Origin of the sequence: Candidatus Pelagibacter sp., from assembly GCF_052049675.1 — a bacterium.
In the GTDB taxonomy this organism is placed as follows: domain Bacteria; phylum Pseudomonadota; class Alphaproteobacteria; order Pelagibacterales; family Pelagibacteraceae; genus Pelagibacter.
Window position 1 is genome coordinate 297865 of the sequence record NZ_JBNGZM010000001.1, and the last position, 12207, is coordinate 310071.

At 26.4% G+C, this 12207-nt stretch carries 13 protein-coding genes; 6 read left to right on the forward strand and 7 right to left on the reverse strand.

Annotated elements, in window-relative coordinates; translation table 11 throughout:
* Positions 1–31: 31 nt before the first annotated feature.
* From lpxD to lpxB, 4 genes are read left to right on the forward strand one after another with little or no spacing between them, the layout of a single operon-like run.
* Positions 32–1012, forward strand: a complete 981-nt coding sequence (lpxD, locus tag ACTT9L_RS01615; RefSeq protein WP_440927629.1) for a UDP-3-O-(3-hydroxymyristoyl)glucosamine N-acyltransferase — start codon at positions 32–34, stop codon at positions 1010–1012.
* The gene (lpxA, locus tag ACTT9L_RS01620; protein WP_440927630.1) at positions 1009–1791 is read left to right on the forward strand and encodes an acyl-ACP--UDP-N-acetylglucosamine O-acyltransferase; all 783 of its coding nucleotides are present in this window, start codon (positions 1009–1011) and stop codon (positions 1789–1791) included. The genes lpxD and lpxA overlap by 4 nt, the downstream gene beginning before the upstream one ends.
* Position 1792: 1 nt before the next feature.
* Positions 1793–2578 carry an LpxI family protein gene (locus ACTT9L_RS01625; protein WP_440927631.1) on the forward strand — a complete coding sequence of 262 codons (786 nt, stop codon included), beginning with the start codon at positions 1793–1795 and terminating at the stop codon, positions 2576–2578.
* A complete protein-coding gene (lpxB, locus tag ACTT9L_RS01630) occupies positions 2575–3708 on the forward strand; it encodes a lipid-A-disaccharide synthase (RefSeq protein WP_440927632.1) in 1134 nt (377 codons plus the stop codon). The genes ACTT9L_RS01625 and lpxB overlap by 4 nt, the downstream gene beginning before the upstream one ends.
* On the opposite strand, the gene gltX is transcribed toward lpxB, so the two are convergent.
* The 7 genes from gltX to ACTT9L_RS01665 form a co-directional block, all read right to left on the reverse strand.
* Complete coding sequence (gene gltX, locus ACTT9L_RS01635; RefSeq protein WP_440927633.1) at positions 3688–5085, reverse strand: glutamate--tRNA ligase; 1398 nt, start codon at positions 5083–5085, stop codon at positions 3688–3690. The genes lpxB and gltX overlap by 21 nt on opposite strands.
* A gap of 22 nt (positions 5086–5107) precedes the next feature.
* On the reverse strand, positions 5108–5785 hold the full coding sequence (gene lexA / locus ACTT9L_RS01640; protein WP_023853892.1) for a transcriptional repressor LexA: 678 nt from the start codon (positions 5783–5785) through the stop codon (positions 5108–5110).
* A gap of 89 nt (positions 5786–5874) precedes the next feature.
* Entirely contained in the window at positions 5875–6666 is a 792-nt protein-coding gene (locus ACTT9L_RS01645) for an indole-3-glycerol phosphate synthase TrpC (RefSeq protein WP_440927634.1), read from the reverse strand.
* Positions 6659–7651: an anthranilate phosphoribosyltransferase gene (gene trpD / locus ACTT9L_RS01650; protein WP_440927635.1), complete on the reverse strand. Its 993-nt coding sequence runs from the start codon at positions 7649–7651 to the stop codon at positions 6659–6661. The genes ACTT9L_RS01645 and trpD overlap by 8 nt, the downstream gene beginning before the upstream one ends.
* 4 nt (positions 7652–7655) lie before the next feature.
* Positions 7656–8222: an anthranilate synthase component II gene (locus ACTT9L_RS01655; RefSeq protein WP_440927636.1), complete on the reverse strand. Its 567-nt coding sequence runs from the start codon at positions 8220–8222 to the stop codon at positions 7656–7658.
* Positions 8222–9679, reverse strand: coding sequence for an anthranilate synthase component I (trpE, locus tag ACTT9L_RS01660; RefSeq protein WP_440928654.1), 1458 nt, complete (start codon positions 9677–9679; stop codon positions 8222–8224). Before trpE ends, ACTT9L_RS01655 begins: the two co-directional genes overlap by 1 nt.
* On the reverse strand, positions 9679–11097 hold the full coding sequence (locus ACTT9L_RS01665; protein ID WP_440927637.1) for a SurA N-terminal domain-containing protein: 1419 nt from the start codon (positions 11095–11097) through the stop codon (positions 9679–9681). The genes trpE and ACTT9L_RS01665 overlap by 1 nt, the downstream gene beginning before the upstream one ends.
* Positions 11098–11153: 56 nt before the next feature.
* On the opposite strand from ACTT9L_RS01665, the gene tpiA reads away from it, so the two are divergent.
* Positions 11154–11894 carry a triose-phosphate isomerase gene (tpiA, locus tag ACTT9L_RS01670; protein WP_440927638.1) on the forward strand — a complete coding sequence of 247 codons (741 nt, stop codon included), beginning with the start codon at positions 11154–11156 and terminating at the stop codon, positions 11892–11894.
* Positions 11895–11900: 6 nt separating this feature from the next.
* Positions 11901–12200, forward strand: a complete 300-nt coding sequence (secG, locus tag ACTT9L_RS01675) for a preprotein translocase subunit SecG (protein WP_023853885.1) — start codon at positions 11901–11903, stop codon at positions 12198–12200.
* Positions 12201–12207: the final 7 nt, after the last annotated feature.

Here is a 12207-nt window from a genome sequence, read left to right on the forward strand (position 1 = left end):
CCTATTTAAAATTGCTTTGATAAAAGCAATTATGTCTAAACCATTCTTTAAAAACAAAGGACCATTTAAAATTTCAGAAATTATAAATTTATTAAATATTAAAATAGATGTTAAAAATAAAGATCAGTATATCAATGATATAAAGGACTTATTAACTTGTGAAAAGGAAGATATTACTTTTTTTCATTCTAAAAGATACAAAGATATTGCAAAAAAAACTAAAGCATCTTTTTGTTTGACTACCAAGGGTTTAATAAATGAATTGCCTAAAAGTTGCATTGCATTAACTGTTGATAATGTTTTGGTTTCTACTTCAAAAATTACTTCTTTATTTTATCCAGACTCAATAATCGATGATTTTGATGAAACTGTTAAAAAAATTAATGATACTAAATTTAAAGATAAGGTTAATTTTGGTCAAAATGTTTTGCTTGGTAGCAACGTTTCAATTGGCTCTAACTGTAAAATTGGACACAACACAATTATAGAAAAAAATGTTATTATTGGTGATAATTGCTCTATTGGATCAAATAATATTATTAGAAATACTTTAATAAAAAGCAATGTAAGAGTATTAGACAATTGTGTAATAGGAAAACATGGTTTTGGATTTTTTCCAATTAAGAATAAAAATTTAAGGTATCCTCATATCGGAATAGTTTTAATTGAGGACAATTGTGAAATTGGATGTGGTGCTACTATAGACAGAGGTTCTATGTCAAATACAATTATAGGCAAAAATACATATTTGGATAATCAAATACATATTGCACACAATGTTAAAATTGGGGAAAATTCAATAATAGCAGGTCAAGTAGGTATAGCTGGAAGCTCCATAATTGGTGATAATGTTAAAATTGGTGGCCAAGCCGGAATATCAGGTCATCTTAAAATTGGAAACAATGTAGAAATTGGAGGTGGTTCTGGTGTTATTAGAGATATTCCTGACAACACAAAAGTTATGGGCTATCCAGCAAAAAATATTAGAGAATTTTTAAGAGATAATAAATGATTCATAAAACAGCTATAATTGACTCAAATGCTAAAATTTCTAAAAAGGTAAAAATTGGACCATATACTGTTATTGGCCCAAATGTTGAAATAGGTGAAGAAACAGAAGTTTTATCTCACGTAAATATCGCAGGAAACACAAAAATTGGAAAAAATAATAAAATTTATCCATTTGCATCTATTGGAAATGATCCACAAGATTTGAAATTTCAAGGTGAAGAAACAAAATTGGAGATAGGTGATAATAACAAAATCAGAGAATATGTCACTATAAATCCAGGAACAAAGGGCGGCGGTGGATTGACTAAAATTGGTAATAACTGTTTATTTATGGTCTCAGCTCATATTGCTCATGATTGTTTTGTTGGTGATAATGTAATTTTAGCAAACAATGTACCATTAGGAGGACACGCACAAATAGGTGATAATGCCATTATTGGAGGTAATTCGGCTGTTCAACAGTTCACTAGAGTAGGTAAATCAGCAATGATAGGCGGGATGTGTGGCGTGGTTAGGGATATAATTCCATATGGCATAGCACATGGAAATAGAAGTATTTTACAGGGATTGAATTTAATAGGTTTAAGAAGAAAAAATATTCCAAATAAAGAAATAATGATTTTAACCAATGCTTACAAAGAATTATTTAAAAATGAAAATTTAACTGAGAATTTAAACAATTTATCTAAAGATTTTAAGAGCAATGAACTTGTAGCAGAAGTAATTGGATTTATTGAAAAGGATAAAAAAAGACCAATTTGTACACCGTTTTCAAAATAAAATGATAGGATTGTTTTTAGGTGATACTGATTTTTCAGAAATAGTTTTAAAAAAAATAAAAACAAAAAAAATTAAATATTTCATTATAGATTTTTCCAAAAAAAATAAATTTAAGAAGGATAAGAATTCATTTAAAATAAGTATTGGAAAATTTGGAACAATTATAAATTTAATTAAACAAAAAAAATGTAAAAAAGTTTTATTTGCAGGTAAGATCGCAAAACCAAATTTTTCTTCTTTAAGATTAGATTTTAAAGGCATTTATTATATGCCAAGTGTAATCAGAGCAGCTAAGATTGGTGATGCAGCTATAATTAAATCAATAATAGAAATTTTAAGCAATGAAGGAATAAAGGTCATTAGCTCTATATTTTTTAATCCAGAACTATCTTTAAAGAAAGGTTGTTACACCAAACCAAAGCCCAATCAACAAGATTTAATATCAATTAAAAAAGGGAAATTTTTTTTTAATAAAACAAAAAGTTTAGATCATATCCAAGCGTTAGTAGTTAAAGGCGATAAAATTTTAGCTAAAGAAGGTAAAGAGGGTACAAAAAAAATGTTATCAACATTAAAGAAAAAATCAGAAGGTATCTTAATTAAATTACCGAAAAAGAAACAAGATTTGAGAATGGACCTTCCAACAATTGGTTTACAAACTTTTAAGGACGCTAAAAAATATGGATTACGTGGTGTAGTTTTGCAATCTAAAAAGAATATTTTTTTAGATAAAATCAAATGCATTAGATTTGCTAATAAGAACAAGATATTTATCAATATTATATGAAAAGAATATTCATACTCACAGGCGAGCCTTCTGGAGATAAATTAGCTTCAATGGTTATTTCTAAGTTAAAATCTCAAAATCCTAATATTGAATATTTATCCGTTGGTGGAAATCATTTAAAAAAATTAGGAATTGAAAGTATTTTTAATTTAAATGAAATAACTTATCTAGGTTTTACGAGTATTTTATTAAATATATTTAAAATTAGAAATAAAATTAATTACACTGTTAATGAAATAATAAAATTTAACCCTGATATATTATTTACTGTTGATAGCCCAGATTTTACTATGCGTGTCGCCGAAAGAGTAAAAAAAATTAATAATAATATTAAAATAATTCATTATGTTGCTCCACAAGTTTGGATATGGCGAAAAAATAGAGTAAAAAAAATTAAAAAATATATCGATCATATTCTTCTATTATTTGACTTTGAAAAAAAATATTTTGAAGAAGAAAATATTAAAAATACTTTCGTTGGACATCCATTAATTGAGAACAATCAAGATAATCAAAAAATTATTGAAAATATTATTCCTAAAAATAAAAAAATTATATCAATTTTCCCTGGAAGTAGAAAATCCGAAACAGACGTATTATTAAATATTTTAATTGATTTTATAAAGCTAATGAACAAAAGACATAATGATTTTTATTTTTACTTTCATTCAACTGATGAAAATAAAAATTTAATTTTGTCAGAAATTAAAAAATTTAATATTAAGAATGTAGATGTGGTTTCAGATGAAGGTATTAAATCTAAAATTTTATCTAATTCAGTTTTTGCTGTATCTAAATCTGGTACAGTTTCGTTGCAAATTTCAAACTCAAACATACCTTCTATAATTATTTATAAACTCAGTTTTATAAATTTTATGATATTTAAAATGTTAGTTAATGTTAAATTTGCAAATATAATTAATATTATCAATAATCGTGAAGTCATCCCTGAATTGTTACAAAGTGAGTGTAATGCTGATGAAATTTATAGATCTGTTATTTATTTTTTAAAAAACCCTGACCTTATCAAAAAACAATTATCTGATTGTTCAAAAACATTAGAAGGAATTAGATCTAAAACATCTTCATCTGAAGAGGCTTGTTTAGTTTTAAGAAATTATCTTAGCTAGTCTTTTTAAAACCTCTTCTTTACCAAGAGAAATAACTATATCATATAATCCAGGACCAAATTTTGATCCTGTTAAACAAATCCTTATAGGCTGACCGACTCCTTTAAAATTTGTATCATTTGTTTCAATCAAATTATTTACTACAGGCTCTAAATTTTCCCTATTTATATTTGATATGGATGATAATTCTTTAATAAATTCAGAAATAATTTTTTTTGCATTATCATCAATCAATTTAAAATCATCCTTATTGAAGTTAACTTCATCATTAATGATAAACTTTGCATTATTATATATGTCTTCTAAGGTTTTAGCCTTATTTTTTAAAAATGATAATGAGGATTTAACTTTTATTTCTTTATCATTTTGAATCTCTTCTTTATAGATTTTGCAATATTCATCTAGACATTGATAAAGATCTTTCTCATCAATTGTTTTTATATAGTGTTCATTCATTGATAATATTCTGCTCATATCTAGTTTTGATGGTGATTTGCCAATACCTTCTAAATTAAAGTACTTAATACTCTCATCCAGAGTAAATATTTCTTTGTCTTGATATGACCATCCAAGTCTTAGTAAATAGTTTCTTAATGCATCAGGCATTATACCTATTTTTGAGTAATCATCCAAAGTAGAAGCATTATCTCTTTTTGACAGTTTTTTACCTTCGAGTGTATGAATTAATGGTATGTGCGCAAATTCTGGAACATTCCAACCCATTGCTTGATATATTTGTATTTGTTTAAAAGTATTTATTTTATGATCATCTCCTCTGATTATGTGAGTCATTCCCATTTGATGATCGTCAACAGTTGCAGACAAGTTGTAAGTTGGCGTTTCATCATTTCTTAAAATTATAAAATCTTCAATTGTATTATTTTCAATTTCAATAACTCCTTGAACTAGATCTTTAAGTTTAGAATTTCCCTCTATTTTACTTTTAAATCTAATTACAGGTTTAATATCTTTTGGAGCATCTTTATCATCAACATCTCTCCATTTTCTATTGTAAATATATGGCATCTTTTTTTGCCTAGCTCTTTTTTTTTGCTCATCTATTTCTTCAGTAGAGCAATAACATTTATACGCATTACCATTTTTTAATAACTCGTTTGCAACTTTAATATGATCTTCTATTTTTTTAGATTGAATATATTCTTCACCATCATGTTCAATCCCTATCCACTTTAATGATTTAATAATTTGTGTTTTGTGTTCTACTTTAGATCTTTCTTTATCAGTATCCTCTATTCTCAGGTGAAAAGTTCCTTTTTGGTTTTTAGAGAACAACCAATTAAATAATGCAGTTCTAACACCACCAATGTGAAGAGCTCCAGTAGGGGACGGCGCAAAACGTGTTGCTACTTTAGACATCAATGTTATTTAGACTATTTTTTTAGAAGTTTCTATATAAAGATACCAAAACTCCTTGAACTTTTACTCTATCAGGTCCAAAAATCTTAGTTTCATAGTTTCTATTGGCACTCTCAAGGGCTACAACTTTACCTTTTTTTCGAATTCTTTTTAACATTGCTTCATGTTCATCTATTAAAGCAACTACAATTTTACCATTATCAGCAGTATCAGTTCTTTTAATAATAACAGTATCACCTTCATGTATACCCGCATCTATCATAGAATCACCTTGAACTTTTAATCCAAAGTAATCACCATTTTTTTCTAAATTATTTGGTAGTGGAATTCTAGAAACCTCATTTTGTATTGCTTCAACAGGTGTTCCAGCTGCAATTTTTCCAAGTACTGGTACTTCTACTTCATCAGAATTAGTTTGTTCTTCATCTAGTCCACCTTTAATCACACTTGGTGAAAAACTATTATAAATGTCATTTGCAGAGGCTGTTTCTGGTAATTTAATTACTTCTAAAGCTCTTGCTTTATGAGCTAATCTTTTAATAAAACCTCTTTCCTCTAAAGCACTAATCAATCTATGAATACCTGATTTAGATTTTAAATTAAGAGACTGTTTCATTTCTTCATAAGAAGGAGATACGCCAGAACTTCTCAACTTCTTGTTGATAAATAAAAGTAGGTTTTTTTGTTTTTTCGTTAGCATAAGAACAAATATCGTACAAATAATGTTCTATAAAAGTTCTTTTAAATTAACAATACTAAAAAAAACTAGTAAAATTAGGGTTTATTTGACTATAAAACTGAAAATATAGAATTTTCATCTAGGTTTTTCAAAAGTGATTCACCAATTAAAAAAGTGTTAATTGATGTTTTTTTATTAAGCTCTAATAGCTCATCTTTACTCTTAATTCCACTTTCGGATATTAAAGGACCTTTGTGACTTTTTACAACATCATAAATATCATAAGTTGTATTTATATCAGTTTTAAGTGTTTTTAAATTTCTATTGTTTATTCCAATTAATGCATCTTTAAAATTTAATGCTTTTTTAGCCTCTTCTACTGTATGAACCTCAACTATAACCGACATATTATATTTCGTAGCTTCATCATATAATTCAGAAGCAAGATCATCTGAAACCCCAGCCAAAATAATTAAAATAGCATCAGCGCCATAACTTTTTGCCAAAGGTATTTGAAATTTATCAATAAAAAAATCCTTACACAATACAGGTAAATTTATTTTATCTTTTATTTTGCTTATGTGAATTAAATTTCCTAAAAAATAATCTTCTTCTGTTAAAACTGAAAGGCAAGTTGCTTTATTATTTAAATAAATTTGAGCAATATCTAAAGGATTATAATCATCGATTATTATACCCGATGAAGGACTTGCTTTTTTAATTTCAGCAATAATTGAAGTTTTATTATTTTTTAAATTATTTTCTATTTTCTCTTTAAAATTAATATAGCTGTTGTTTTTATTAATTAATTCATCCAAAGTTTTAAGGTCAAGAGATTTTTTTAATTTATCAACTTTTTCAATTTTCTTTTGAATGATATTTTGAAGTATATTTTCAGGCATTTTGAATTTTTTCTAGATGTAAAAAAGTTTTTCCAGAAAGGATAAATTCTCTTGTGTAATTATATGCATCAGAAAAGTCTGAAAATTTTTCTCCAACAATTAAACCTGCTGCAGCATTTAAACAAACTGCTTTTGAAAAGTCATTATCTTTACCTTTAAATATTTCAATCATCTTATCAGCATTGAATTTTGCATCATCACCCACTAGATTTTTAAAATTATCTGCATTAACCCCTAAAGCATTTGGATCTATTTTTATTTCAGATATTTGACCATCTTTTAATTGAATAACATTTGTGATTGCATATGGAGATATTTCATCTAATCCATCCTCGCTATTTACTATCCAAGCGAATTTTAAATTTAAATTTTTAAGTCCTTCTGCAAAAATTTTTATTAATTTTTTATCAAAAACACCTACAACTTGCCTTTCAACAAGAGCTGGATTACTTAATGGACCAATCATATTAAAAATGGTTCTTTTTCCAATTTTCTTTCTTACTGATCCTACAAATCTCATTGCACTATGATAATTTGGTGCAAACATAAACCCAAAATTATTGGTATTAATTTCTTTTTCAATATCTTCAGCTTCTAAATCAATTTTAATTTTTAGAGCCTCTAAAACATCACCAGATCCACATTTTGAAGAAACAGCTTTATTACCATGTTTAGCAACTTTTAAACCCATGCTCGCTAAAAGTAGGGCAGAAGCAGTTGAAATGTTAAGAGTATTCATACCATCACCGCCTGTACCACATGTATCAATACAATCATGTACTTTTACTCTTTTTGATTTTTGTCTTAGAACAAAAACTCCACCTGCTATTTCATCTGAAACTTCACCTTTTTCAGATAGTAAAGTTAAAAAGCTAAAAATTTCATCATCACTGGCTTTTCCAGTCATTAATATTTCAAAAGCAGTTTTACTTTCTTCAAAAGTTAAATCTTGTTTATTTTTAAGTTTTTCTAAAATTTGATCCATAAATCTAACTGTTAATAAAGTTTTTAAGAATTTTCATTCCAAACTTAGTTTTAATACTTTCAGGATGGAATTGTACACCATGAATATTAAATTTTTTATGTTGTACTCCCATTATAATCCCATCTTCTGTCTCCGCTGTAATCTCTAGCTCTTTTGATAACGTTTTTTTATCAATTATTAAACTATGGTATCTGGTGGCCTTAAATGTATTAGGGAGGTTTTTTAAAATACCGATTTTTTTTGATTTGATTTTGCTTGTTTTGCCGTGCATTAATTTTCTTGCTTGAACAATTTTTGATCCAAAAACTTGTCCGATTATCTGATGACCTAAACATACTCCTAAAAAAGGCAATTCTTTGTATAATGAATTCAATATTTTTATACAATTGCCAGATTGATTTGGGTTGCCTGGTCCTGGTGAAATAACAATTTTATCATATTTCTTTTTGATGATTTCTTTAGAATAAATTTTATCATTTCTTACTACATCAACTTTAACATTTAATGAGGAGATATAATGATACAAATTAAAAGTAAAACTATCGTAATTATCTATTAACAATATTTTCATTATCTTAAAGCATTAATTAAAGCTTTTGCTTTATTAACTGTTTCCTCATATTCATTTTTAGGTTTACTATCTGCAACTATACCTGCACCTGCCTGTACATAAAATTTTTTATTTTTAGCAACTGCAGTTCTTAAGGCTATGCATGTATCAAATTCTCCATTTGCAGAAAAATACCCAATTCCACCTGCATAAACTTTTCTTTTTGTTATTTCTAATTCATCTATAATTTCCATAGCTCTAATTTTTGGTGCTCCAGAAACTGTACCTGCTGGAAAACCAGCTAAGAGCGATTTAAATTTTGAAAATTTTTTATTATATTCTCCAACTACATTTGAAACTATATGCATAACATGAGAATATCTTTCGATAATGAAGCTTTCTGTAACTTTTACCGAATTTATCTTTGAAACTTTACCAGCATCATTTCTACCCAAATCAAGTAACATTAAGTGCTCAGAAAGTTCTTTTTTATCTTTAAGTAGATCTTTTTCATAAAAAAGATCTTCCTTTTTAGTTTTACCCCTTGGTCTAGTTCCTGCGATTGGTCTTACAGTAATTTTATTATCCCTAAGTCTCACAAGTATTTCAGGACTTGCACCAATTATTTGAAAATCCTTAAAATTAAAGAAAAACATAAAAGGAGAAGGATTTGTTACTCTTAGTTTTTTATAAATATCTAATGGTTTCTTTGTTAATTTTGCCTCAAATCTTTGGCTTAAAACAACCTGAAAAATATCACCTAATTTAATATATTTTTTTGCCTTATTAACCATTGATAAAAATTTATTTTTTGAAGTGTTAGATTTCACTTTTATATTTTTTGATTTTTGAATTATTTTTTTGTCAGTATTTTTAATAGATGATTGAATAAGTAATTTAAACAAATCAGATTTAATTTCTTCATATTTATTTTTATAGTTTTTAATTTTTTCATCTTTAAAAATGTTAGATATGTAGAATATTTCTTTTTTTAAATTGTCATGAATAACTAATGTTCTTGGACGTAGAAGCCTCACGTCTGGTAAATTTAGATCATTTTTACAATTATTTGGAATTTTTTCTATGTATCTGATTGAATCATAAGAAAAATACCCAGAGATTAATGAGCAAATTTTAGGTAAATTTTTAGGTGTTTCAAACTTAAAATCTTCAATGATTTCTTCAATTAATTTTTCTGGTTTATCATTTAGTTTTCTTTTTTTATTTTTTTGAATTATGTAAGAATTATTATTATTAAATTCCCAAATTTTGTCAGGATTTTTCCCAAATATTGTATATCTGCCTTTGATTTTACCTTTTTCAACAGATTCAAATATAAAACTATTTTTTTCCTCTAGGAAATTATCTATTAAGTTTAATACTTCCTCATCTTTTTTTACTTTTTTTTTTGTAAAGATGATTTGATTTTTTTTGCTTCTGTGTCGAAACTTAAAATCTTTGAAGCTTCGATTAATAATCATTTGAAATAATTTTTAACTCTATCAATAGTTTTTTGATTTAATTGAACTTGATATTTATCATTAAGTAATTGATCATACGATTGTAAGATACTTTTTCTATTATTTGTATTTTGGCTATTTACAAATTTAAGATATTTTTCATCGGTTTTGCTAAATGAATTTTTATTTGTTCCAGTAATTTTTACTAAATAAATTTTATTTTCTTTGTTTACTAGTGCAAAAGAGTTTACAGGTAACGAATAAAGCATTTTTACTGAGTTAATATCAATGAGTTGATCGTCTTCTATAGAATTAATAGAAGAATATTCCTTATATGATCCTGCTAGTTCTTCAAATCTCGAATTATCGAATTTCTTTTTTTGAATCTCTTCTATAATTTCTTTGTTGTAATCAAATTTACCTTTTTGATAAATAAACTCAACTATTTCTTCTTTAATGATTTCATCATTTAAATCTGGAGCTCGATCATATTGATTATTAATATTATAAAGTAAAAAGTTGTCACCACTTTCTATCAAGTCTATTTTAGATGCTTTCTTAGAATAAATTAGATCTTCATTAATTTGTTTATTAGAGCTAGGTGCAAACTCATTTACTTCAATAATTTCAACATCTACATCTTCTAATATATTTTCAAATGTAATCCCTTGAGAAATTTTGTTCTCAATTGAATCAATTTCATCAAAAAATTCTTGATTGAATTCTTCAATTCCAATTAGATTTTTTGGATTTAAAATCACATACTTAAAATCTATATATTCTCTTTTTAATTGATCTTTATTTTCATCAATAAATGCTTCAATTTCATTTGTTGTGTAATCATTTTTTGTTTTATATAGATCTTCCATATCAAAATACTCAATATCTAAAGATTTATTATTATCTTCAAACTTTTTTTCTATCAAAAAATTTGGTGTTATTGTTCCAGCACCAATAAAATCAAATAAATGTTTCTGTAATTCTCTATTTTTTAATTGCAATTCAAACATTGGAGCTGACAAGTTGTTGGAGAGTAAAAATTTTTCATATTTAATTCTTTGAAAAGTACCGTTTTCATCATGGAAATTTTTATTTTCTTTAATGTTTTTAAGTATGGTTCTTTCATTAATTGAAAGATCAAAGTCTTTAATTTCTAAATCAATCAATGTAGTTGAAATTAATCCTGATAACAATTCCTCAATAATATTGTTGTCTAAATTATCTCGAATAGCTTTTTGTGAAATTCCACTTTGATTCACATAGTCAATAAAATCTTGGGTTGTTACATTTGTTTTATTTATTTTTGCAATATTGTTTTGATTGTTTGTACTAAACCCACCGCCAAAACCTCCAAAACCAAAAGCGATGATGATTATGACAATTAATACCAATCCACCAAGTTGTTTCCAGCCTAAGTTTTTTAATTTTTCAATCATAGCGTTATAAATTTATTGATCTGTAAAAAACAAATCTATAGATTAAAAAGTCAATTATGACAAATAAATATATGTATTTTGTAGCTAATTGGAAAATGTTTGGTGATTTAAGAACTCTAAATTCGCTTGATAAAGTAATAAAGTTTTCAAAAAATATTAAAAAAAATAAGTTAAAAATAGTTTATTGCCCACCAAATACATTAATTCGTCCATTGTCGAGAAGACTAAAAAAAACAAAAATAGAGGTTGGTGCCCAAAACTGTCATCACAGCTATGACTATGGAGCGCACACTGGCCAAGTAAATTCTACCATGCTTAAAAATGTTGGAGCAAAGTTTATTATTTTGGGACACTCAGAAAATAGGCAGTTAGGAGAAACAGACAAAATAATTAATTTAAAAATTAAAAGTGCAATTAAATCAGGCTTGAAAATTATATTTTGTATCGGTGAAACTTTGAAAGAAAGAAGACAAAAAAAAACTAATCAAATTTTAAAAAAACAAATTGAAAAAGGGTTAAAATCGATAAAGAATAAATCTAAAATTATTATAGCCTATGAGCCTGTATGGTCTATCGGAACAGGTGTAATTCCAAAAGAAGCTGATTTAAATAAATCAATTTCATTCATTAAAAGTAGATTTGTAAAAAAATATCCTAAAATTTTATATGGTGGATCTGTAAATACTAATAACGTAAGTATATTAAAAAAAATTCCCAACATTGACGGTTTTTTGATAGGAAGCGCATCACAAATTCCAAAAAAATTTATTGATATAATTCAAAAAACCATTAATTAGACCCACATGGAAACTTTATTATTAGTAATCAACATCATACTTGCAGTTATTTTAGTTCTTTTGGTTTTATTACAAAAATCAGAGGGAGGTGCTCTTGGTATTGGGGTTTCTCAAGAAAATTTTATGTTGTCTAGATCAGCAGGTAGTTTTATGACAAAAGCTACTGCAATTGTTGCAACTCTTTTTATTATTTGTAGTTTAGCTTTAACAATAATTTCTAGAGCAGAACTTACTCCTACGGGGTCGGTATTAGATACAGTTGAGGAAAAAACTGAAGACACGCCGTCAATTCCAGAAAATAATTAATTAATCC